This is a genomic window from Acinetobacter populi (assembly GCF_002174125.1).
GTDB classification, from domain to species: domain Bacteria; phylum Pseudomonadota; class Gammaproteobacteria; order Pseudomonadales; family Moraxellaceae; genus Acinetobacter; species Acinetobacter populi.
This window is the reverse complement of the sequence record NZ_NEXX01000008.1, coordinates 40,148-61,197: the sequence shown is the minus strand read 5'-3', so window position 1 is coordinate 61,197 and position 21,050 is coordinate 40,148. Positions and strand designations below refer to the sequence as shown.

The 21,050-nt window shown below is 41.7% G+C and carries 17 protein-coding genes; 5 read left to right on the top strand and 12 right to left on the bottom strand.

Annotation, left to right across the window (positions count from 1 at the left end; translation table 11 throughout):
* Nucleotides 1–73 precede the first annotated feature (73 nt).
* A complete protein-coding gene (locus CAP51_RS16790; protein ID WP_087621914.1) occupies nt 74–559 on the top strand; it encodes a methylated-DNA--[protein]-cysteine S-methyltransferase in 486 nt (161 codons plus the stop codon).
* A 9-nt stretch (nt 560–568) separates the two neighbouring features.
* Here CAP51_RS16790 and CAP51_RS16785 read toward each other — a convergent pair whose 3' ends face one another.
* The 11 genes from CAP51_RS16785 to CAP51_RS16735 all read right to left on the bottom strand — a co-directional run bounded on the left by CAP51_RS16785 (nt 569) and on the right by CAP51_RS16735 (nt 14,186).
* A complete protein-coding gene (locus tag CAP51_RS16785) occupies nt 569–1,684 on the bottom strand; it encodes an ABC transporter permease (RefSeq protein ID WP_087621913.1) in 1,116 nt (371 codons plus the stop codon).
* 2 nt (nt 1,685–1,686) lie between these two features.
* A complete protein-coding gene (locus tag CAP51_RS16780) occupies nt 1,687–2,811 on the bottom strand; it encodes an ABC transporter permease (RefSeq protein ID WP_087621912.1) in 1,125 nt (374 codons plus the stop codon).
* A gap of 3 nt (nt 2,812–2,814) precedes the next feature.
* Entirely contained in the window at nt 2,815–3,945 is a 1,131-nt protein-coding gene (locus CAP51_RS16775) for an HlyD family secretion protein (RefSeq protein ID WP_420535133.1), read from the bottom strand.
* A gap of 14 nt (nt 3,946–3,959) precedes the next feature.
* Nucleotides 3,960–5,459: a TolC family protein gene (locus CAP51_RS16770; protein WP_087621910.1), complete on the bottom strand. Its 1,500-nt coding sequence runs from the start codon at nt 5,457–5,459 to the stop codon at nt 3,960–3,962.
* A gap of 162 nt (nt 5,460–5,621) precedes the next feature.
* Nucleotides 5,622–6,212 carry a tetratricopeptide repeat protein gene (locus CAP51_RS16765; protein WP_087621909.1) on the bottom strand — a complete coding sequence of 197 codons (591 nt, stop codon included), beginning with the start codon at nt 6,210–6,212 and terminating at the stop codon, nt 5,622–5,624.
* Nucleotides 6,209–6,802, bottom strand: coding sequence for a methionine biosynthesis protein MetW (metW, locus tag CAP51_RS16760; protein ID WP_087621908.1), 594 nt, complete (start codon nt 6,800–6,802; stop codon nt 6,209–6,211). The genes CAP51_RS16765 and metW overlap by 4 nt, the downstream gene beginning before the upstream one ends.
* 3 nt (nt 6,803–6,805) lie before the next feature.
* Nucleotides 6,806–7,960: a homoserine O-succinyltransferase MetX gene (metX, locus tag CAP51_RS16755; protein WP_087621907.1), complete on the bottom strand. Its 1,155-nt coding sequence runs from the start codon at nt 7,958–7,960 to the stop codon at nt 6,806–6,808.
* A gap of 86 nt (nt 7,961–8,046) precedes the next feature.
* Nucleotides 8,047–9,741 carry a 2-isopropylmalate synthase gene (leuA, locus tag CAP51_RS16750; RefSeq protein ID WP_087621906.1) on the bottom strand — a complete coding sequence of 565 codons (1,695 nt, stop codon included), beginning with the start codon at nt 9,739–9,741 and terminating at the stop codon, nt 8,047–8,049.
* A 345-nt stretch (nt 9,742–10,086) separates the two neighbouring features.
* A complete protein-coding gene (locus CAP51_RS16745; RefSeq protein ID WP_087621905.1) occupies nt 10,087–11,187 on the bottom strand; it encodes an alpha-hydroxy acid oxidase in 1,101 nt (366 codons plus the stop codon).
* Nucleotides 11,188–11,189: 2 nt separating this feature from the next.
* Nucleotides 11,190–11,873, bottom strand: a complete 684-nt coding sequence (locus CAP51_RS16740) for a Fe2+-dependent dioxygenase (protein WP_087621904.1) — start codon at nt 11,871–11,873, stop codon at nt 11,190–11,192.
* 72 nt (nt 11,874–11,945) lie between these two features.
* Nucleotides 11,946–14,186 carry a TonB-dependent receptor gene (locus CAP51_RS16735; RefSeq protein WP_087621903.1) on the bottom strand — a complete coding sequence of 747 codons (2,241 nt, stop codon included), beginning with the start codon at nt 14,184–14,186 and terminating at the stop codon, nt 11,946–11,948.
* Between the two features lie 783 nt (nt 14,187–14,969).
* On the opposite strand from CAP51_RS16735, the gene tig reads away from it, so the two are divergent.
* The 4 genes from tig (at nt 14,970) to CAP51_RS16715 (ending at nt 19,395) form a co-directional block, all read left to right on the top strand.
* A complete protein-coding gene (tig, locus tag CAP51_RS16730) occupies nt 14,970–16,304 on the top strand; it encodes a trigger factor (RefSeq protein ID WP_087621902.1) in 1,335 nt (444 codons plus the stop codon).
* A gap of 206 nt (nt 16,305–16,510) precedes the next feature.
* Complete coding sequence (clpP, locus tag CAP51_RS16725) at nt 16,511–17,116, top strand: ATP-dependent Clp endopeptidase proteolytic subunit ClpP (protein WP_087621901.1); 606 nt, start codon at nt 16,511–16,513, stop codon at nt 17,114–17,116.
* Nucleotides 17,117–17,144: 28 nt separating this feature from the next.
* Nucleotides 17,145–18,458, top strand: coding sequence for an ATP-dependent protease ATP-binding subunit ClpX (gene clpX, locus CAP51_RS16720; RefSeq protein WP_087621900.1), 1,314 nt, complete (start codon nt 17,145–17,147; stop codon nt 18,456–18,458).
* Nucleotides 18,459–18,600: 142 nt separating this feature from the next.
* Nucleotides 18,601–19,395, top strand: a complete 795-nt coding sequence (locus CAP51_RS16715) for a DUF2846 domain-containing protein (RefSeq protein ID WP_087621899.1) — start codon at nt 18,601–18,603, stop codon at nt 19,393–19,395.
* Nucleotides 19,396–19,470: 75 nt separating this feature from the next.
* Here the strand turns inward: CAP51_RS16715 and CAP51_RS16710 are convergent, their stop codons facing one another.
* Nucleotides 19,471–20,997 (bottom strand): fumarate hydratase, encoded by a 1,527-nt coding sequence (locus CAP51_RS16710; protein WP_087621898.1) that lies wholly within the window; start codon nt 20,995–20,997, stop codon nt 19,471–19,473.
* Between the last annotated feature and the right edge of the window lie 53 nt (nt 20,998–21,050).

The window sequence follows — 21,050 nt, the reverse complement described above, 5'->3', positions numbered from 1 at the left end:
AATCGTATAACAATAATAGATAATATTGATGGTAAATTAGGCGATACTGCGATTTAAAAATAAAGGAAGCACCATGTCTGAATTGTTTTATCAATGGATCGACAGTCCGGTTGGGCAACTTAAGTTGATCGCCACACAAGATGCATTGGTGGCGGTATTATGGCAAACAGACAAGCCGAGCCGTGTGTTATTGGGTGCGATGCAAGAAAGCCTTGATCATCCGATCCTGTTAAAGACACAGCAGCAATTACAGCAATATTTTGCCGGGCAACGTAAAATATTTGAGTTGCCTCTGGCATTTTATGGCACTGATTTTCAGCAAAAAGTATGGGCAGAATTGTTAAAGATCCCTTATGGTGAAACCCGCAGTTACTTACAGATTGCAGCGGCGGTTGGCAATGTCAAGGCAGTGCGGGCAGTCGGGGCTGCCAATGGCAAAAATCCAATTTCCATTATTGCACCCTGTCACCGGGTGATTGGCAAAAATGGCGCATTAACAGGTTTTGCCGGTGGACTGGAGAACAAAACGAGATTATTGCATCTGGAACAGAATATTTAGGTTTGAGGTTTATTTTCTGGTCAGACGATAATAAGCCAGAATGAAAAAAATCAACGCCAAACAACTTAAATAGATCAACTTGGGGAAAACATCAATAAGCGGCGCACCCATTTGATTGAGTTGTATTAATGCCTGTACACCATTAGTTGATGGTAAGATCCAAGCAAAGTATTGCAGCCATTCCGGCATGGCATGATGTGGCCAAGCTGTACCGCTTAATAAAAATAATGGAATCGAGGTAAATACAATCACATGTCCTGCGCGTTCACTCATATCCAGAAATGATGCGAACAACATTGCCATGGCAATTACACAGCTAACGAAGATCGGTACAGTGACGATCATGCCCCAGAAATTGCCACCTCGCGGATAATCATAGAGCCAGAAGGTAAAACCAAACAAATAAAAACAGCCTAGACAGCCAATGGTCAGGATTGCCGCATAAATTGCCCAGAATTCCGATACGGTTGGTCGCCATTTTTGTCCAGTGTAGGCGCCATCACGATAACCGGCAATCAACATGCACAAGCCTAGAAAGATCGTTTGGTGAATAATGATGGAAGCTACAGCAGGAAAAATATAACTGCCATAGCCTGATAAGGTATTGAATAGCGGAATCTGGTGAATGGGAACAGTTAAATGAAACTCGCTGATTTCTCCGAATTTCTCGGTATAATCAGTTAAGGTTTGTTCAATCGATTGTGCAATCCCCAAACCAATCTGTTTGGTTTTTAGGAAATATGCGGTACTTAAATAGATACCGATGCCGCCGGTTTCTCCCTGTCGGATGCTTTGGGATAAATTATCCGGCAGTAATAGAATACCATCCGCTTTTTGTTGTTGTAACAGACTTTCTGCTTCAAGAAAGTTACTGGTGATCGTCTTAATCTCTACATTTGGGCTTTTCGCAACTTCGGTAATAATGGTATTGGTTAAAGCACTCTGTTCCTGATCCACAATCACAATCGGGATAGATTCGGCATTTTGTCCTTTATAAGCAGTTGGATAGAAGAAACTATACAGCAATACCGACAGCACTAATGTTGTGAGTATGGACTGATTTTTGGCAATATTTTTAAAGGTTTGTAGATAATCATGCAGGAATTGCGATAAAAACTTCTTCATCTCTATGCCTCCCGCCAGATTTTTTTCAGTAAAAACAGTGAAATTGCAGCATAAACAATGCAATATACCAAGATCAGTGCCAAAGGATAAAGTGAAATATAAACAGGACTTCCTACCACCCATTGTTCGGTTTGTAATTTGGCATAAGGTGTATAGGGAATAATATTGGCCCAAAACTTTGTAAAGAGCGGGGCGTTATTCAGTGGCAATGTGACGCCTGCAAAGCTTAGTGATGAACCGCCATAGACCGCAATAAAACCAAAGGTTTTACTTAAATTTTTGGTTGCCAGTACCATGGTGCTACTAATGACGGCATAGGCAAAATAAAATAAAAATTGTGCTATTAAAATCAGGCCCAAACTTCCCGCCACAAACCAGCCACGAATCACGATCAACCAGAACATCCATAGCCATGTCCATAGACAAAAAATACAGACATACACCAGAATCTTCGCCATTAAAGCGGAAAAAAGTGTACGTTGATCAAGCCAGCCATGCAGGGTATGACGTTTGATTTCCTGACCTATTGAAAATGCCACACAGCAACATAAAAGCAAATGTAAAATCGCCGGAACCACAAAAGGTCCCAGATAAAATTCATAATTGAGATCTGGATTATACAGGGTTGATATTTTAACGTTGGGCGTTGGGGCATCGAGATAGGGTAGTTTCTTTCCCAGATAATCATCACCAGTAAATTCTACAATGGCCTGCAATGTGCCTAACATCATGGCCGATGAAATAGTGTTGCCAATACTAAAAAACGATTGATTAAAGGCAATGGCAATTTGTGCATCCTGCGCCTTGACCAGACGCTGCTCAGCCCCGGATGGAATCAGCACATAGCCCCAGATTTTGGTCTGATTCAGTAAATGCTCAGCCTCGTCCTGACTGTTGGTAATCACCGCAACGGAAAGACTTTGATTGTGACTGAGATATTTTTCGATACTGCGGCTTAATTCACTTTGATCCTGATCAATAATAGCAATTGGCAAATGCTCTGCCTTACCTGCATAAAACATACTGCTGAATAAAAAAATGATAAACAATGGCGCAAGCGTGACCAGCGCCAAATCCCATTTATTCTTGAGCAAGTAATGTAGTTCACGCAGGATACACGCCCACATTTTTTATTTACGCTCTTTGATCTGGAAAATTACACTCATACCGACTTTTAGGTCGGCAACCGGCGTATGCGGTGTCAGATGTAATTTAAAACTGCGAATATCATAGCCACCTGTTTGCCGTGTGGTTTTGATGGTTGCAAAGTCACCTTCTGCTTCAATATTGTGAATATCAAACTCGACTGTTTTATTGAGGGCAGGGACAAAGCCTTTTAGCGTTTTCTCCTGATAAACACTGGCATATTGGTCTTCCCGCACAGCAAGACTGACCCAATGATCATGCTGTAAAATGCTCACGACCGGTACAGCCATTGCCACCAGTTCAGTCGGTTTACCATAGATTTTTGAGACAATCCCATCGACCGGAGCGTGCAAAATAGTTTCGGCATCCAAAGCATTGGCTTCTTGTACCGCGGCACGGGCAATTTCAACCTGTGCATCTGCGGTAGATTTTTGCTCAGGCGTACTGCCACGTTTGGTTCGGGCATATTGCTGATAGGCGGCTTCGGCCAGTTGATTGGCAGAAATTTTTGCAGCATGTAGCTCATCTCTGCGCTGGCGTGAAATCACACCCTGCTGATAGAGATTGGCCGCACGTTGATAGGTTTTGTCTGCCAAATCTGCCTGTGCTTTGACACTTTGCCAGTTGGCATAAAATGTCTCGATGTTTTCTTCTTGCGAACCGCGTTCGGCTGTGGACTGTAAGGCTAAAGCTGATTGCAAAGCTGCTTGTGCCTGTTGTTTTTTTGCTTCAATTTCAGGACTACTGAGTTTAATCAGTAATTGTCCTTGTTTGATGGGTTGACCTTCCTGAACATAGATGGCTTCGATACGGCTTGGTACTTTGGTGCTGATATGAATGGTATCGGCTTCGACACGACCTTGCAGACTCACAGTTTTGGGCTGATAACTTTTCCAGAGACCAAAGGCAATCAGACCGAGCAATGCGATCAATAAAATCGCCAGTGCGATTTTTATCTTGGTGTTTTTCTGTGGATTGTCGGAATTGTTATCCTGCTCATTCGATGTTTCAGCTTTCTGTTGTGATGTTGCATCATGGTTCTGATCTGCATGCGATGCATTATCAGATGATGGCGGATTGAGATGTTTGGAATCAGGGGTGTTGGGATCAGTCATCATGCTTCCTCATCTTAATTGCCAATATAGTCGGTATTATTTTGTTGAACATAGGTTTTAAACTGGGTAATTGAACCGTTGCTTTGCAGTAATGTGGCCAAAGACATGACATATTTATAGGCATTTAATGCGATTTCACTTTTAAGGGTGTGAATCATGTTTTCCGCATCAATGACCTGTGTGGCTGTACCCATATCTTCCTGAAAGGAAAGGGTTTGTATGCGCAGATTTTCTTGGGCAGCGAGCATATTTTCCATGAGTAACTGATGGGATTGCTGAGAATCCTGTAACTCGCTATAGGCTTTATAAATGATATTGGACATTTCCTGCTTGGTTTTTTCGGTCAATAGTTCGGTGGCATAGCGTTGTAATTCGGCAGCCTGTACCTGTTTACTTTTATTGATACCGGAAAACAGATTGTAGCTGGCAACAACGCCAACGATCCAGTTATGTTTGTCATCCAGACCATATTCACCAAAGGCAAAAATTTTCGGTTTTTGACTGGCACTCTGTACTTTGACTTTTTCATTGGCCAGTTCGGTGTCCATGCGTAATTTCTGGATCAGCGGAGATTGATCGGCAAAACTCGCCAACAGGCTATCGAGTTGATGACTTTGTGTTTTATTAACAAATAAAGGTGTACTCAAGGCACTAATATTTTCATCCTGTAACAGGTTTTTCAGTTGGAAATAACTGGCAGCATAGTTACTTTGTGTGGTTTGAAATAGTCGTGCGGCATTATTACGTGCCACATTAAATTGCATACGCTGACCTTTGCTGATAAAGCCTTGTTGCTCGAATTTGATGGCATTATCCAGATGCCGTTGCATGGCATTTAGATTTTCCTGGCTGGCAAGTAAAAGTTGTTGTTGCAGTTGCGTATAGAAATAACTTTGAACCAGTTCAAAACGCTGTACATCCTGCTGCTGGGTAGTACTTAACGCACTGCGTCGGGCATTAATCTGCGTAACCTGTTTGGCACTCTGGGTTAAACCACCGGTATAGATTGGCATGGTCATGGAAATGGTTGGACGAAAGACTTCATCGTCTAGGGTTAAATTGGCATAGTTGGGCAGTTGGCCAATGCCGTCATGAATAATATTATTAATGCCAGATTCTACCGGATCCAGAATATCGGATGGGACACCGATATTTTCCAGTTCGGACATACGGTCACTTAAACGCTGCGATAATTGATCTTCTATGCTTTGTTTAAAATTATCCAGTGGTACATCCGTCTGGCTATGAAATTTATAAGCACGTGCGTTTAGGTCTATGCGTGGTAAGCCCAAACCCTTAACCGCTTCGGCTTCGAGTTGTGCGGCCTGTTGTAGGGCAGTATTTGCCTGAGCTGTATAGGAATGCTGGAGAATCTGCTGTTCTGCCTGAGCATAGCTATACTCCTGAGCATAAGCAGCCGGATAGATGAGCAGTCCGATGCACAACCCCAGTAAAGTCGGTAGTCGATGTTGCAGGTTTGGCCGATGTTGTTGCTTTTTTTCTTCAATAAACATATACATTGCTCACCAAAAACATAGTGATGAGTATAGTTGAACTAGGCTAAAAGTTCTGTAAATTCTGCTTACTAGTGGGACAAAAAAGTCATAAAACATCATTAAAAAAGCCGGTTATCTGTAGTAACCGGCTTTTGATCAAGCAATTTTAAGTCATCAGACTTAGTCGTCAGATTGAATCCAGCGATCAGAACGCTCACGGGCCAGACGCATCTCATTGGTATTGAGGTTGGCTGCCAGTTGTACGATTTTTTTCTCGGACATATCTTTAACCCGGAAATCGAGCATGCCATCGCGAGTAGATAGTTCATACCATTGATAGGCATTTACATAATTTTTGGCGCGTTCTTCAAGCACAGCAAGATTATAGCTGGCACGGTTGTCACCTAGTTTGGCTGCTTTCATCAAATAGGTTTTTGCCGCATTTAAGTCCTGTTTGACACCAACACCGCTGGCATACATTTGTCCAACATTCAACTGAGCAGAGGGAATGCCCTGATCAGCAGCTTTTTTGAACCATGCAAACGCTTGTGACTGATCCTGCTTTACACCCTGACCATTTTTATAACGGTTACCCAGAAAGAATTGTGCAGAACCCTGACCAGATTGAGCAGCTTTTGCCAATTGATCAATCGGCATGGTGGCATATTGTGCAACGGTGGTACTGCTTGATGGTTGTTGATTAATTAATTCTGCATGCGCAGAAACAGCAAAAACACTCATCAATACGGTACTTATGGCTAGTTTTTTCATAAGGCACTTACTCGATAAATAGCAATTTCACCAAAAAGATTTGGGATATATTTCATCATTAAGCTGGCTTCCTGATTATCGTTTACAGCCAGTCGATTAATGATACGAATTTGATTATCTTTGCATAACGCTTCAAAGTCTTTGAAGGTACACAGATGAATATTTGGCGTATCATACCACATATAGGGTAATGCGTCTGAAACAGGCATTTTACCCCGTAACGCAAGATAGGATCTTGTTTTCCAGTGTGCAAAATTTGGAAATGTAATAATTGCTTCACGCCCAACTCGCACCATATCACGCAATAAAACGTCCGGTGCATCTACAGCTTGCAAAGCTTGTGCCATTACTACATAGTCGAAACTCTGATCGGCAAACTGTTTTAGCCCTAGATTAAGGTCTTGTTGAATAATATTCAAGCCCCGACCAATCGCAATTGCAATTTTTTCTTGATCAATCTCGAGTCCATAAGCATGAACATTATGTTTACGCTGCATATGTGACAACAATTCACCATTGCCACAGCCAAGATCCAGCACACGGGAATTGGGTTTAATCCATTTTTCTGCAAGTTGTTGATCTATACGCATGGTTTAAACCTCGCTCGCAGTATTTGGTTGCAGGGTACTGGTCAAAAAGTTATGTAAAGTTTTGACATACAAGGGAATTGGAAACAAAAAGGAGTCGTGCCCCTGTTCTGCTTCGATATCCATATAACTCACTGGTTTATGATTGGAAATCAATGCATTGACGATTTCTTGTGAGCGTGAAGGGGAGAAGCGCCAATCGGTGGTAAAGGAAATCACCAGAAAACGACATTTGGTTTGTGCCAATGCTTCAGGTAAATTTCCATCAAATTCACGCGCAGGATCAAAATAATCCAGTGCTTTGGTCATAATTAAATAGGTATTGGCATCAAAATTTCGACTAAATTGCTCACCCTGATAGCGCAAATAACTTTCAACTTGAAACTCGACATCAAAACCGTACATAAATTTGCCCGATTTTAGGTCACGACCAAATTTTTGTTTCATGGCTTCTTCGGACAAATAGGTAATATGTCCAACCATACGGGCTAGAATTAAGCCTCGTTTTGGATAACTGTCATGTTCCAGATAACGACCATGATAAAAATCCGGATCTGACAGGATCGACTGGCGTGCGACTTCGTTAAATGCAATATTTTGTGCAGTTAGTTTTGGGGCACTGGCAATGACTACACAATTTTTTAATGCATCGGGATAATCTACAGCCCACTGCTGTGCCTGCATACCACCGAGTGAACCACCGACCACGGCATGCCAGACATCGATTTCCAAGCGTTCGGATAGCATTTTTTGGGTTTTAACCCAGTCCCGTACAGTCACCAGAGGGAAGTCTGGACCATAGGGTCGGTTGTCATTTTCGGGATTGGGTGAAATAGGACCAGTCGAACCATTACAGCCACCAATATTATTTAGTGCCACCACATAAAAAATGTTGGTATCAATGGCTTTACCCGGCCCGATACAGGCATCCCACCAGCCTGGTTTTTTATCATCAGCATGATGAAAACCCGCCGCATGGTGATGTCCAGATAATGCATGACAGATTAAAATTGCATTGGAGTGATCGGAATTTAACGTTCCGTAAGTTTCCACCATGAGTTCAAAACGTGGCAGTATTCGTCCACATTCCAGTTGTAATGGCTGCTCAAATGTAAATTTTTGTGGAGTCACAACACCCACAGAGTCTGCTGCAAAGCTCAACGCTCACCCTTACCTTATTTCTGAATAGCGAAAGGATACCAACAAGTGACATCCGTTGGTATCCTTTCAGATAGCAAAAGCGAAAATTAAACGGCTTTTGCGATGTGTTCTGCTTCCAAAGCACCTTTGATAATCAAACGATTGACACAAGCCAGAATCGCTTCAATCGATGCAGTGACAATATTGTCATGAATACCGACACCAAAACCGCTGATAGCCTGTCCCTGAACCTGTAATTCAATCATGGCCAATGCTTTGGCATTTGCCCCATTACCAATACTTTTCTCTTCATAGTTTAACACATCTATCGGCAGAGCGATGGCATTTAAAATGGCAGAAATCGGACCGTTGCCTTCGCCAGTTAAATGACGGATTTCATCACCAGCTTTAACTTCAAACTGCACCGTTTGCTTGCCATTATGATCAGCCAGACGATAATTTTTGACCTGATAATAGTTTTGACCGGTATAGACATAACTTTGGGTAAACAAATCCCAGATATGTTCTGCACTGATTTCTGTGCCGTTGGCATCGGTATATTGCTGTACCACCTGACTAAATTCGATCTGCAAACGACGTGGCAAGACCACACCATAATTGGCTTCTAGTAAGTAGGCAATGCCACCTTTACCGGATTGGCTATTGACCCGAATCACAGCATCATAGCTACGGCCCAGATCTTTGGGATCAATCGGCAAGTAGGGCATATCCCAAACTTCCTGATCTTTTTGGAATTCAAAGCCTTTTTTGATTGCATCCTGATGCGAACCGGAGAATGCGGTAAATACCAGATCGCCTGCATATGGATGACGTGGATGCACAGGCAAGCCGGTACATTCTTCAACAGTGGCAATGATTTCATTGATATTGGAAAAATCCAGATGCGGTGCTACACCTTGGGTATACATATTCAGGGCAACAGCTGCCACATCAACGTTACCAGTACGTTCGCCATTACCGAACACACAACCTTCAACCCGATCAGCACCGGCCATGATCGCCAGTTCTGCTGCGGCAATACCACAGCCGCGGTCATTATGCGGATGCACTGAGATAATCACACCGTCACGACGCTCAAGATTGCGGTGCATCCATTCGATCTGATCGGCATAGACGTTCGGGCTGGCAACTTCAACTGTTGCAGGCAGATTTAAAATCACTTTTTTCTCTGGACGTGCATCCCAGATTTCAGTCACTGCATCACAGATTTCTTTGGCGACTTCCATTTCCGTCGCGGTAAAACATTCTGGGCTATACTGGAAGATCCAGTCGGTTTGCGGATACTGTGCTGCATATTCCTTAACTTTTTCTGCCGCATTCACAGCCAGTGCTTTTGCTCCGGCAATATCGACATTTAAGACTTTATTACGGAAGGTTGGGGAGTTGGCATTATAAATATGCACAATGGCACGTTTTGCACCAATTAATGACTCGAATGTGCGTGCGATCAAATGATCCCGCGCCTGTACCAAAACCTCAATATAGACATCATCTGGAATATGATTTTCTTCAATCAATTTGCGGGTAAAATCAAAATCGATCTGCGATGCTGAAGGAAAACCAATTTCGATATGTTTAAAACCGATTTTAACCAACATTTGAAACATTTTGAATTTCTGTTCAATATCCATCGGTTCGAAAATCGCCTGATTGCCGTCACGTAAATCGGTGCTCATCCAGATCGGTGCTTCGGTAATTTCTTTATCTGGCCACTGGCGATCAGGCAAGTTGACGCGCTGGTACATGCGGCGGTATTTGGTGCTTGGATCTTGTAACATCATGAGAATTGCTCCGTGTCCCCTCCGTATGCAAATTGTCGAAGGTAACATATATCTTTATAAAAGGGTTAAAATATAAAACTGATTATCAAGGGTGCTTTAAAAGCCAATCAATAGTGTTATATGCGCGCAATGCGCAGCATAAGCAGATCCTGCTGTGCTGTAGATGTGTTGGCGGAATAATATAATTTTTTCATCATGCACCCTGTAAAATAAGATGAGTTCAGTAGATACAAGCAACGTATCTTCACTGGGAATAGCATAAATTCTAGTGGAACCAGAAAGGAAATGTTTTCCTAATATTTGCATATTTTTTTGCAGATATGAAAGAATTTTCCGTATATTTTTCTATTTAAGATAAATATAGTCTTGGTTGATCTCATTTATGCTTGCAGTTCCCATCAATGCCATGGTTACTTCAAATTCTTCTTTGAGTGTGCGGATCACATGTGCCACGCCTAATGCGCCCGCAGTTGCCAGACCATAAATATACGGTCTGCCAATCAGTACAGCGCTTGCGCCTAAAGCCAGTGCCTTAAATACATCTGTACCACGACGAATGCCGCCATCTAGTAAAAGCGGATAATCAGCTGGTACGATTTTTTTAATGGTTTGTAATGCGTCGATAGGGCAAATGGTGGTGTCTAATACCCGGCCACCATGATTGGAAATAATCAGACCTGCGACACCCATTGCGAATGCTTTCTTTGCATCGGCAGGATGTAATACACCTTTTAAAATAACGGGAAGCTGCGTCGTTTCGATTAACCAGCGGATATCATCCCATTGCGGTGCAATTTGCATCAGTCCCTGAAATAACTGGCTTTCTGTTGGAGATACTTGTGGAAAGCTGATATGCGTTGGCGTATGTGGATGCTGCATACCTTCGGGTAGCTGGAAAAATGCTTTGCGTTCACGATCACGGATGCCGACGTGCGGTGCATCAATGGTGACAACAATTGCCCGAAATCCGCAATGTTCGGCCTGCTGAATTAAAGGCAAGGAAAGTTCTCTACAACCTTGCCAGTATAATTGAAACCATTTAAACGGATAGTCCTGATTGACTTGCGTCATGGCGGTGTTGCTAAACGTGCTTAAAACATAATTTGCCTGTACAGCTTCTGCTGCCAATGCTGTTGCAGCTTCACCCTGTGGATGAAAAAGTTGTTGATGACCAATCGGTGCCAGAAAAATGGGATGGGGAAATATTTGTCCGAATAAATGTATTTGCGTATTGCCATGCGTTAAATCATTTAAATGCCGTGGAATAAGCTGAATATCCTGAAACTGTAAAATATTTTGTTGGACGCTGATTTCATGCATTGCTCCACCATTGAGATAGCTCCATGTTGCTGCATTAAGATGTTTTTGTGCCTCAATCTGATAATCGGGCAGTGTTTGCAAGTCGGCTGGAATCTGCGTTAAAGGCGCAAGAATTGGATCTGGCATGCTTATAAATCTCCCCATTGACGTAGCAGATTATGATAAATCCCGGTCAGGGAAATGACGCTTTCATGTGTGCTGGTTAATTGGGTTGTGAGTTTTTGAATATTTTGATCCAGTTCAAAAAGCAATCGGCGCTGTTCATCAGATGCAATAAAACTTTGTACCCAAAAGAAAGATGCAACACGCGCACCTTGCGTGACAGGATTGACTTTATGCAGACTGGTAGAAGGATATAAAATTGCATATCCGGCAGCCAGCTTAACTGCTTGTGTCCCAAAGGTATCCTGAATAATTAATTCTCCGCCTTCATATTCTTCTGGATTGGTAAAAAACACAGTACATGACACATCGGTACGCAATGGCTGCTGTGTATCGGGGTGTTTGCGAATTGCATTATCAACATGCGTGCCAAACGTGCCACCATTTTGATAGCAATTAAACATGGGTGGATAAATTGTACGGGGTAAAGCTGCACTAAAGAATAAAGGATGATTGAGCGCAGTTTGACTGATGAGTTGACTCATTTCTTTTGCCGTGGGATCGCTTTCGCCCAACTGTAAATTGTTTTTTAAATGTGCAGATTGATGTCCGGTGGTTCCTTTGCCATCAATCCACTGGGCTTTTTGTAAAAGTTGACGACAATGATTGACCTGATCTAGCGTTAATAAATTGGGGATTTGTATAATCATGTTCGCCTCTATAGATGGATAAAAGCACCTGAATCAAATTCAGATGCCTTTATTTTTTTATCTTAGCTACAATTAGAATTTGTAGTTGATATTAAATACCGCACTTCGTTCTGCACCGACAGTTGACCAGCCACTGTTACGAATATTGGTAAAATATTTCTCATTGGATAAGTTTTTACCAATCAGGTTAAAACTTAAATCCTGATTATAAGTATAGGTTACAGATGCATTATGCAATAAATAATCGTCTGATTCCCCACGAACCGTACTTGTGGCACTCACATCACTTAAATATGTTTTACCCTGATAAGTTAGACCATAACCAATCTTCCATGCCGGATTAAGGGCATAGGTTGTCCATAAACTGCCGGATACTTTCGGAATATTGGTCATTTCCGTGCCTTCTTTATAGTCGGCATCATTGACCGAATCGGCGATGGATTGATCATATTCTCCTTTCATATAGGCGACACTGGCAGAAATATCCCATTGTGGCAGGATTTTTCCAACCGCACCTAGCTCGACACCATCAACATGATTTTTGCCATCCAAGGCGTAAGTTGTGGTATTACTTGGGTCCGAGACACGGACTTTATTTTGTTCATTACGGAAAATGGCGGCGCTTAATAAAATATCCGGATTGGCTTGCCATTTTGCACCGACTTCATAGTTTACCGCTTCTTCTGGATCTACATCACATGTAGTACCTGTTGCACATGTGGCCGATGCAGCATAACTTGTGGGTTTTTGTGCATTGCTGTAGGCAATATAGAGGCTTGAATTTTCAGTCGGTTTAAAAGTTAATCCAGCATTGTAGGATACAAGGTTGTCCTTTTGATCAGAAGTGGTTCGATTTGCCAGAACTTCTGCACCAGTGGTGGTTGAATAACTAAAACTTTTATATTTTGCATCGGTATGGTCATAACGGACGCCTAGATTGAATAACCATTGCGGACCAAATTTCATGGTATCCAGAACATAAGCGGAATAAATATTTAAAGTACCATCGGTAACACCCGTTTTACGAAAATTGGTTGCGCCATGCCAGTAATTGTCTGGATTATACACATCCATATTCGGTTTGCTTAAAGCGTTGCCATTACTATCATATAAATAGCCACCGGATGTTAAGGTATAGTCTTCCTGGGTAAATCCAATACCTGTGACCAGAGCATGTTCGATTAGACCCGTATTAAATTGACTGACTAAGTTGGTATCATTGGTCCATTGTTTGGTTTCGGTATCCCGATACGAACCGCGTGGTCCACTAACAACATATTGACCCGGTGTTGTACAGGAAACACCGGCCGCAGTTAAACCACTGGATAGACAATAAGTACCTTGAGGTGCGGATATGGTGGTTTCTTGATCTATATCACTATAGCGCGTGATAGAGTTTAATTTTAACTTATCGTTGATCTGGCTTTCGATATTAATGGTGGCGATATCGGCGGTAATTTTCTGGTTGTCCAGATTTCGATATCCATAACGATTGCTGGTGGAAATGCCGGAGATAAATTTACCCATATAGTTTGGAATACCATACATGGGGTCATTATCATCTTCCTGATGGAAATAGGAGAAAGTTGTTTTCGTGGCATCATTTATACCAAAAGTAATAGAAGGTGCAATACCCCAGCGTTTCGCTTCTTCTGGACCGCCCGGATACTGGTTTTTATGTCCCATTACATTTAAGCGAGCCGCAACGCTATCATTCACAACGGTATTAAAATCCCCTGTAAAACGCGTGTAATCATCTGTGCCGACACCAACATTGATTTCATTGGCATCTACATTCTTGGGTTTTTTACTGACCAGATTAACCCCACCACTGACCTGACCGGCACCATTTTCGGCAGAATTTGCTCCTTTGGTAATTTCAACTGCTTCATAATTGAATAAATCACTGCGTGTATACAGTGCAGGATCACGTAAACCATCAATTGTTGTGTTATAGCTGGCATCATAGCCACGAAGATTAATTTTATCCCCATAACCACCGCCACCTTCTCCAGCGCCAAAGGTAATTCCCGGTGTTGTCGCAAGTGCATCCTGTAATGAAAGTAGATTTTGCTGTTTTAATGATTCTGCTGTAATGATCTGCGTTGTTTTTGCAGTATTAAGCAAAGATTCTGTTCTTTTTGTTGATGAGGCTTCCTTTTGTAAATAAGGGCTTGTACTTCCTTCTGCTTGTACATCAAGTGTGGGCAATGACACGACATCATCGGTTGCTGCAAATGCTAAATTGGGGAGGGCAATTGCCAAAGCAACAGTCTGGACGGCTTTATTATTGCGAATTTTAGATTTGGCCATGTTGAATACCTTAATAAGGATTGTAGGTGGAAATATTTCATTTTTGTTGCGAAATATTTCGCTTGTATTCTAAATGTTAATGATTTTTGTTTGCAATGTTATTTATATTTAAAGTGGATTAGAAGGTAAGGATAATTTTGTTTGAAAGTAAATTTTTAATTTGAGAAAGCGATTGATATTGACGGAATAAGCGATCTAATTTTTTATCTATATGAATTAAAATACTAAATTTATTGTACTGAAGTTTGCTTTGCCGAATATATCAATAAACTAATCGCTCTAACTTATTTATGCGCATATCTGTTAGAGATCAAATGTAAAATTTTTTATGGGTCAGTTTGGGGCATTTAAGGAGGAAATTTTTATTGTATAAAAGCATCATGTTCGGGTGTTTTATTAGAAACAAGATCAAGAATGAGAACTTCTGACTTTGTTCTGGGCATATGAGTGATCTGATTCAAAATTTGAGAGAGGGCATAAAGCTAAGATACAGCGATGCCAAACAGGGGAATTTATATATAGTAAAAGGTTAGGGTTGAATTAAATTTTTCCTGTGTTGTTACGATGATGAACCAAAATAATAAATATCTGAATATCAATAGAAAACTCTATATGGCGAATAAAAAGAGTATGACAAAATACCATGATCTTTTATAAACAAAGCATGATCGCAATAAAATTTTGCAAGGAAATTTAAGCAAATTTTGTATATCTTGCGATGTTGGCATATAATGTGGCACTTTTTTATTAATACTAACTTTTTGAACATATATAGAGGAAGCCATGCAAGTAACGACTGAAGCGGTTTCGGGCGTTGCCCGTCGTTTAAATGTGTCTGTACCGACGAGCCGTATTAATGAGCAATTTGAAGCTCGTTTAAAACGCACTGCCAAAACTGTAAAGATCAATGGCTTCCGTCCAGGTAAAGTACCATTGAACGTTGTGCGCCGTGAATATGGTGCCGGTATCTATCAGGAAGTGGTCAACGATATTATTCGTGATACAGTTTTTGAAGCAATTCAGCAAGAAAAAATCAATGCTGTCGGTATGCCAAATATCGAAAAAGTTGAAAATAAAGAGGATGCTTTAGTTTATGAAGCAACTGTTGAAATCTATCCTGAAGTAGACGTGAAAGGTTTTGGCGATCTTGAAATCGAACGTCAAACCACAGCGATTACCGATGCCGACGTTGATGTTATGCTTGAAAACCTGCAAAAACAGCGTCAAACATGGGTAGAAACCAAAGGCATGGCGAAAAAAGACATGCAAGTGACTTTCGACTTTGAAGGTTCAATTGACGGTGAAACTTTTGAAGGTGGTTCTGCACAGGATTTTAGTCTTGTCTTAGGTTCTGGTCGTATGATTCCGGGCTTTGAAGACGGCATTATCGGCATGAAAAAAGGCGAAGAGAAAGTGATTGATGTAACTTTCCCGGAAGACTATCAAGCCGAGAATCTTGCAGGTAAACAAGCGCAATTCAAAATCACTGTTAAAAAAGTTGAAAAAGCACAATTGCCTGAAATTGATGCCGAATTCTTACAAATCTTTGGTATCTCCGAGGAAGATGGCGTAGAGAAGTTAAAAGCTGACGTTCGTAAAAATATGGAACGTGAAGTGAAAAATGGTCTGCGTAATCAAGTGAAACAGGCCGCATTTGATGCGCTTGTTGCAGCCAATGAGATTGAAGTACCAGCTGCAATGGTTGCTCAGGAAATTGATCGTCAACGTCAACAAATGGTTCAACAATTTACCCAACAGTTTGGTGCACAAGGTGCCAAAGCATTTGATTCAAGTGTGTTACCGGACGAATTGTTCAAGGAACAAGCTGAAAAATCAGTAAAACTGGGTGTGCTGGTGTCTAAAGTCTTGCAAGATGCAAAACTTGAAGCAGATCAAGAACGTGTAAAAGCGTATATTGAAGATATGGCTTCTTCTTATGAAGATCCACAAGAAGTGATTGAATACTTCAGTAACGACAAGCAACAACGTGCGCAAATCGAAGCTGTGGTACTAGAAGATCAAGTGGTTGATCATATCCTTGATGCGGCAAAAGTCATTGAAAAAGAAGTGACTTATCAAGATTTGTTGAAAGAACAGCAAGCACGTCAACAGCGTTAATTCTGCGTTGAAAAGAAAGAGGTGCAGCAATTGCACCTTTTTTTATGTTGAGAAAATGCTACATCGTTCATGTTTTTTCATGAATATTGTTGTTCTACGCTTGCTGATCAATCTATTCAAAGTTATATTGCAAGACTAATTAGCCGGATGTGGTTTGATGGACTATTGTAGTCATCTGTTAATAATTCTAAGGAAATAATACACTCATGTTGATTCCAGAAATTCAAAATGCCTTAGTTCCAGTCGTTGTTGAGCAATCTTCCCGTGGTGAACGTTCATTTGATATTTTCTCCCGTTTATTACGCGAGCGAGTCATTTTTCTCAGTGGCGAAGTTGAAGACAACATGGCAAATTTAATTGTTGCGCAAATGTTGTTTCTGGAAGCAGAGAATCCAGATAAAGATATCCATGTTTATATCAATTCACCGGGCGGTTCCGTGACAGCGGGTATGGCAATTTATGATACCATGCAGTTTATCAAGCCGGATGTAGTGACCTATTGTATGGGACAGGCCGCTTCAATGGGAGCTTTTCTGTTAAATGCAGGCGCACCAGGTAAGCGTTACTGTTTGGAAAATGCCCGAGTGATGATCCATCAACCTTTGGGTGGATTCCGTGGACAGGCATCAGATATCGAAATTCATGCACGTGAAATTTTGTTTATCAAAGAACGATTGAACCGATTGATGGCACAACATAGTGGTCAGGATTATGAAACAGTGGCACGAGATACCGATCGTGATAACTTCCTGACTGCACAGGCTGCCAAAGAATATGGTCTTGTGGATCACGTTTTGTCAAAACGTCCATAACCCTTAATTATCAAGATTTGGAGTATCTATGTCCGAACCAACCAAAGGACAGAAATGTTGTTCTTTTTGCGGTAAAACTCAATCTGAGGTCGGTAAGCTGATTGCTGGTGAAGATGCATATATCTGTAACGAATGTGTCGATGTCTGTTTAGATCTGGTACAAACCAGCCAGCAAGTCGAATCCGGTGATTGGGCAGCACGTCCGTTACCAAAGCCACATGAAATTCGTGAGGCACTGGATCAGTATGTGATTGGTCAAGACTGGGCAAAAAAAACATTATCCGTTGCTGTATATAACCATTATAAGCGATTAAAACTTGCGCATGGTTCAAAGTCCAAAGATGGTATTGAACTGGCAAAAAGTAATATTTTGCTGATTGGACCGACCGGTTCTGGTAAAACCCTGCTTGCACAAACACTGGCACGCTTGCTGGATGTACCTTTTGCCATGGCGGATGCCACCACTTTGACCGAAGCCGGTTATGTGGGTGAAGATGTAGAAAATATTGTCCAGAAACTTTTACAAAAAGCTGATTACGATGTTGATAAGGCACAAAAGGGCATTATCTACATTGACGAAATTGATAAGATCACCCGCAAGTCGGAAAATCCATCCATTACACGAGATGTATCGGGTGAAGGTGTACAGCAAGCATTATTGAAAATGATTGAAGGTACCGTCGCATCGATTCCGCCACAAGGTGGTCGTAAACATCCACAACAGGAATTTATTCAGGTCGATACTTCAAATATTCTGTTTATTTGTGGTGGTGCATTCTCCGGTCTGGAAAAAATTGTACAGCAACGCCATGAAAAAGGCGGGATCGGTTTTACTGCGGAAGTGAAGAAAAAAGACGAAGCCAAGAAATTGGGTGAGTTGTTCCGTGAAGTTGAACCAGAAGATCTGATCAAGTTCGGTTTAATTCCAGAGTTTATCGGTCGTTTACCAGTGATTGCTACACTGGAAGAACTGGATGAAGAAGCATTGGTACAGATTTTAACTGAACCAAAAAATGCTCTGACTCGCCAATATCAATATCTGTTTGAGATGGAAGATGTTGATCTGGTCTTCGAACCTGAAGCATTACGTGCAGTGGCGAAAAAAGCCCTTGAACGTAAAACCGGCGCACGTGGTTTGCGTTCGATTCTGGAAAATATCCTACTGGATACCATGTACGATTTGCCAAGCAAAAAAGATATTGGTCAGGTTACCATTACCGAAAAGGTGATTACAGAACATGCTGCACCATTGCTAGGTGCCGAGCGATTGCCACAAACCGACGCTCAACATGATGATAAACATGCAGATTTGAAAATTGTAAACAATCAACAATCTGCATAATATTGATTGAGTAAGAAAACGCATGATCCGTTCATGCGTTTTTTATTTGCAAATTATTAATGAAATGTTAATCTCTAACCAATCCACATTGATTGTGGGAATAAAAATACGCTAGAAAAATAGCAACGCTTTGAGGGATGTCATGCGTTATTTAATGATTTTAATCTGCTGTACAGCATTTACTGGCTGTGCCACAACAGGCGATCAGCAAAAAAGTCTATGGTCAGGCTGGTTTAAACATAAAGACACAGTCAAGGAAAAAGTTGAAAATCACTCGACTTTGGCGTCAGTCGATATGCGTAAAGAACCTGGCTTTATGCAGCAATATCATGTGGGTAAATTTTCTGTCGGTGCCTGGGTAAACCAGACGCCCGGACAGCTTTTTCAGCCGGTAAATATTCAGCATCCGGATTCGGCACTGGTATATTTTTATCGGTTGAACAGTCGCTGGAATCAACAGGAAATCATTGCCCCCAATTTTTTTCTCAATGGTGAACGCATTCCCAGTTTATTGAATAATCATTACTACTGGATGGAGTTGCCAGCGGGAAGTTATCGGTTGACCACCAGCCGACCATTAGGTGTCATTCATTTTCAGAAACCTAAAGTTGCCGATTTTTCTGTAGAGGCAGGAAAGACCTATTATTTGAAATATGAAGAACAGTCCTTTAGAGGGTCGCCTGATCCGGCACTAAACTTATTGCATGTCGGACCATTGATGCAAATGCCAACCAAACAGGGTTTACAGGAAATACGCACTACACAACTGAAAACACCAGGTCTAAGTTTTGTCAAATATGATGATCTGAAAAATACATTCTTAACGGAAAGTATTCATGGCAGTACATTGCAGTCGGTCAGTAAAACGCAATTATCCGATAAAGCCCAACCAGTTTTGCAAAAGCCATTTAAATTATGGAATCCGCTGACTTGGTAGATGCGTTATCGGATGCAAGCGCCATAAAAAAGAAAAGCACAATCGAAATTGTGCTTTATCTTCAAGAAAACAGGCTTAAACCGATGCTGCATCCACCACAGCAATTCTTGCGATTTTTTCTTGCCAGATTTTAGGTGCAATGGCGTGAATGGAAGTACCATTGACATCGACGGCAACAGAAACCGGCATATCTTCTACCACAAATTTATAGATGGCTTCCATACCAAGATCAGCAAAAGCCACTACTTCGGCTTCACGTACTGCTTTAGAAACCAGATAAGCTGCACCACCAACGGCCATCAGATAAGTGGCTTTATTGTCCTTGATCGCCTCAACCGCAGTTGGGCCACGATCTGCCTTACCGATCATGCCAAATAAACCTGTATGTTCCAAGACTTTACGGGTGAATTTATCCATACGTGTCGCAGTTGTCGGTCCAGCTGGCCCTACGACTTCATCACCGACCGGATCGACCGGACCGACGTAATAGATGAATTTACCTTTAAGATCAACTGGTAATTCTTCACCTTTATCAATCATATCGACCATGCGTTTATGCGCTGCATCACGGCCGGTATACATGGTACCGCTAAGCAATAAGGTATCGCCCGGTTGCCATGAGTTCATTTCTTCTTGGGTAATGGTGTCTAAATTCACACGTTTGGCGCTGGAAACATCCCAAGTCACGGATGGATAGTCTTCAAGTTTTGGTGCTTGAATATGTGCAACACCTGAACCATCTAACTGGAAGTGAGCATGGCGTGTTGCAGCACAGTTTGGAATCATGCCAACCGGTTTACCAGCTGCATGACAAGGATAATCCTTGATTTTGATATCCAGTACTGTGGTTAAGCCGCCAAGACCTTGTGCGCCAATACCCAGTGCATTCACTTTTTCAAAAATTTCGATACGCAGTTCTTCAATCTTGTTTTGTGGACCACGACGGAGTAATTCATCCATATCGAGTTCTTCCATTAATGCTTCTTTGGCAAGCATCATGGCTTTTTCTGCGGTACCACCAATTCCGATACCCAGCATACCCGGTGGACACCAGCCAGCACCCATGGTTGGGACAGTTTTTAATACCCAGTCGACAATCGAATCTGATGGATTAAGCATGGCAAGTTTAGACTTGTTTTCTGAGCCGCCACCTTTTGCTGCAACGGTAATATCGACTTTATTCCCCGGCACAAGTTTATAGTGAATGACAGCAGGGGTATTGTCTTTGGTGTTTTTACGGCCAAATGCAGGATCGGCAAGAACCGAAGCACGTAGAACATTGGAGTTTTCCAGATAACCCTGACGTACACCTTCATTGACGGCATCGTCCAGACTCATGGTTAAATCGAATTTTACATCCAGTCCAACTTCGAGAAAAACATTGACAATACCTGTATCCTGACAGATTGGGCGGTGGCCCTCTGCACACATACGAGAGTTAATGAGGATTTGTGCAATGGCATCTTTTGCCGCCTGATTTTGTTCACGGTCATAAGCACGGCTCATGGCTTGAATAAAATCTTGCGGATGGTAATAGGAAATAAATTGCAGGGCATCTTTGATCGAAGTGATCAAATCATCTTGTTTGATAATCGTCGTCATATTAAAAAAATCTCTTGTGCGGGCAGATAGCTAGCAGTAGCGATTATACGAGA

Excerpts from the sequence above, each read along its gene's own strand:
- CAP51_RS16790 (WP_087621914.1), top strand. The coding sequence starts at position 74 with ATGTCTGAATTGTTTTATCAATGGATCGACAGTCCGGTTGGGCAACTT.
- CAP51_RS16785 (WP_087621913.1), bottom strand. The coding sequence starts at position 1,684 with ATGAAGAAGTTTTTATCGCAATTCCTGCATGATTATCTACAAACCTTT.
- CAP51_RS16780 (WP_087621912.1), bottom strand. The coding sequence starts at position 2,811 with ATGTGGGCGTGTATCCTGCGTGAACTACATTACTTGCTCAAGAATAAA.
- CAP51_RS16775 (WP_420535133.1), bottom strand. The coding sequence starts at position 3,945 with ATGACTGATCCCAACACCCCTGATTCCAAACATCTCAATCCGCCATCA.
- CAP51_RS16770 (WP_087621910.1), bottom strand. The coding sequence starts at position 5,459 with ATGTTTATTGAAGAAAAAAAGCAACAACATCGGCCAAACCTGCAACAT.
- CAP51_RS16765 (WP_087621909.1), bottom strand. The coding sequence starts at position 6,212 with ATGAAAAAACTAGCCATAAGTACCGTATTGATGAGTGTTTTTGCTGTT.
- metW (WP_087621908.1), bottom strand. The coding sequence starts at position 6,802 with ATGCGTATAGATCAACAACTTGCAGAAAAATGGATTAAACCCAATTCC.
- leuA (WP_087621906.1), bottom strand. The coding sequence starts at position 9,741 with ATGATGTTACAAGATCCAAGCACCAAATACCGCCGCATGTACCAGCGC.
- CAP51_RS16745 (WP_087621905.1), bottom strand. The coding sequence starts at position 11,187 with ATGCCAGATCCAATTCTTGCGCCTTTAACGCAGATTCCAGCCGACTTG.
- CAP51_RS16740 (WP_087621904.1), bottom strand. The coding sequence starts at position 11,873 with ATGATTATACAAATCCCCAATTTATTAACGCTAGATCAGGTCAATCAT.
- CAP51_RS16735 (WP_087621903.1), bottom strand. The coding sequence starts at position 14,186 with ATGGCCAAATCTAAAATTCGCAATAATAAAGCCGTCCAGACTGTTGCT.
- tig (WP_087621902.1), top strand. The coding sequence starts at position 14,970 with ATGCAAGTAACGACTGAAGCGGTTTCGGGCGTTGCCCGTCGTTTAAAT.
- clpP (WP_087621901.1), top strand. The coding sequence starts at position 16,511 with ATGTTGATTCCAGAAATTCAAAATGCCTTAGTTCCAGTCGTTGTTGAG.
- clpX (WP_087621900.1), top strand. The coding sequence starts at position 17,145 with ATGTCCGAACCAACCAAAGGACAGAAATGTTGTTCTTTTTGCGGTAAA.
- CAP51_RS16715 (WP_087621899.1), top strand. The coding sequence starts at position 18,601 with ATGCGTTATTTAATGATTTTAATCTGCTGTACAGCATTTACTGGCTGT.
- CAP51_RS16710 (WP_087621898.1), bottom strand. The coding sequence starts at position 20,997 with ATGACGACGATTATCAAACAAGATGATTTGATCACTTCGATCAAAGAT.